General features: G+C 78.4%; 2 protein-coding genes and 1 pseudogene. 1 reads left to right on the plus strand and 2 read right to left on the minus strand.

Features of this window, described 5'->3' with window-relative positions; genetic code table 11:
• Nucleotides 1-723, plus strand: a pseudogene (locus tag C1I99_RS31315) (serine/threonine protein kinase); the annotation flags it as partial.
• Here the strand turns inward: C1I99_RS31315 and C1I99_RS31320 are convergent.
• Nucleotides 720-1283: a hypothetical protein gene (locus tag C1I99_RS31320; RefSeq protein ID WP_111137742.1), complete on the minus strand. Its 564-nt coding sequence runs from the start codon at nucleotides 1281-1283 to the stop codon at nucleotides 720-722. The pseudogene C1I99_RS31315 and the gene C1I99_RS31320 overlap by 4 nt on opposite strands.
• A complete protein-coding gene (locus C1I99_RS31325) occupies nucleotides 1276-1815 on the minus strand; it encodes an RNA polymerase sigma factor (RefSeq protein ID WP_111137743.1) in 540 nt (179 codons plus the stop codon). Before C1I99_RS31325 ends, C1I99_RS31320 begins: the two co-directional genes overlap by 8 nt.
• Between the last annotated feature and the right edge of the window lie 174 nt (nucleotides 1816-1989).

Below are 1989 nucleotides of genomic sequence, written 5' to 3' on the forward strand. Positions count from 1 at the left end.
CCCCCGGACGCCGCGCCGCCCCCGGCCGGCGCCGGATCGCCGCCGGGGAGTGAGGCGGGCGCGCCGACCGCCGCAGCCGCGTCGCGGTCCGTCGCGGGGGCGCCCGCCTGGCGCGCGGGCGGCGCGGCCCGGCCCCAACGCGGGCGCCGGGTGTCCCGTACCGGGCGGGGGCCAGCCCGCCGGCTGGGCCTCGCCGCGGCGGGTCTGCTCGCGCTCGTCGCGCCGGGTGCCGCCGCCGGTGACGCCGGCCCGCCCCGCCCGGGCAGCGGCAGCAGCGGGCCGGTCACGATCGCGTTGCCGCCGGGATGGCGGGCCGCCGGCACGGGCTGGGCGGGGCAGTACGGCGACGACGGTGACCTCGAACCGGCGCTGGTGGTCTCGCCCAACCCGGACCGCTGGGCGGCGGACCCGGGCGTGCCCGGCGCCTTCGTCGGCCTCTCCGCCAGCACCGCCCGGCGGACCACGCCGGAGGGCTTCCTCGACGAGCGCCCGCACGCCGACTGCGTCGCCGCGCCGCTCCGGCGCACCCGCCAGGGCGGCGTCGACTGGGTGGTGGCCGGGTACGCCTGCCCGGCGGGACGACCGGTGCTCGTCGAGGCCGCCGGCCTCGCCGCCGGCCGGTCCGGTCTGCTCTACGTGCAGGTCGCGCCGCCACCCGGGACCGGGGCGGACTTCGTGGACGCGCTGCTCGCCGGGGTGCGGGTACGCCCGCCCGCCGGTTAGACCACCACCACCGTGATCGGGTAGGCCGTACCGTTCTGCGGAATCGTCACCGTGACCGTGCCCGTCCGCACGAAACGGATGTCCACCACCCCGGCCTCGTAGCTGCGGGAGACCAGCTCCTCCCGGTCCACGGTGACCTCGCCCGGCCCGATGCCCACGACGCGCAGGACCCCACCGGCTGCGAAGCAGAGGGACTTCACCAGCGCCAGTTCGATTTCGGCGAGCACCAGGTCGTAGCGGACCGGGCCGAGGCAGGCGCTCGGCAGCCCGGTCGGCGATGGCGCGGACGGCCGGGTGCTCCGGGTCGGCTCCGGCGGGGCCGGCACGGGCCGGCGGACCGTCGGCGTGACCGCCGTCGGAGCCGACGGATCGGGCGGGGTCGGCGAGGGCGAGCGGGCCGGGAGCGCCGGGCTCGGCGGTCGCACCGGCAGCGGCGACACCGGAGTGTCTTCGGCGCAGGCCGCGATCGGCAGGAGCACGGCCAGGGCGGCCACCGCGGCGACCAGCCGGCGGCCCCAGGTGAGCCGGGCGGGCGCCGGGCGGGCGCCCGGCTCACTCATCGGACAACCGTTGCCGTACCTGCTGGCGGGCCTCGTGCAGGCGGGACTTCACCGTCCCCTCGGGCAGGTCGAGCAGCGCGGCGATCTCGCGGTAGCTCAGCCCGAGGACGTCGCGCAGGGTCACCGCCTCGGCGAGGTCGGGCCGGACGGAGTCGAGCGCGTCGAGCAAATCCAGCCGGGTGCCGGCGACCACGCTGGTCCGCCGCGGGTCGGGCGGTTCCGGCAGCGGAACGCCGGCGGCCTCCACCAGCCAGCGGCGGCGCAACACCCGGTACGTCGAGCGCGCCCGGTTGGCGGCGAGCCGGTACAGCCAGGTGTGGAACGACGACCTGCCCTCGAACCGGGTGATCCCCGTTGCCAGCGCGAGCAGCGTGTCCTGGCACGCCTCCTCGGCGTCCTCCCGGTTGGGCAGCAGGCGGGCGCAGATGCGGAGCACCTCCGGGCGGACGGCCGCCAGCAGCGCGTCGACCGCTCCCGCGTCGCCGCGTGCGGCCGCCCGGGCCAGGTCGTCGATACCATCCGCGAGGGGCATCACGGTCCCCGTCCTCGCCGGTGTGCGTGCCGTCCAGGCTACGTCCGGACGGGCGGCGGGGGCCGGTCGAGTCCGGCAGCCGACTCCGGTCGCCGGCCGGGACGAGATCCACACCACCCGGCGGTGATCTGCCCGCGCGGCTGCTGGAGGTGCCTTCCGGGGCGGGGATAGGGT

It is taken from the genome of Micromonospora deserti, assembly GCF_003236335.1.
Classification (GTDB): Bacteria; Actinomycetota; Actinomycetes; order Mycobacteriales; family Micromonosporaceae; genus Micromonospora; species Micromonospora deserti.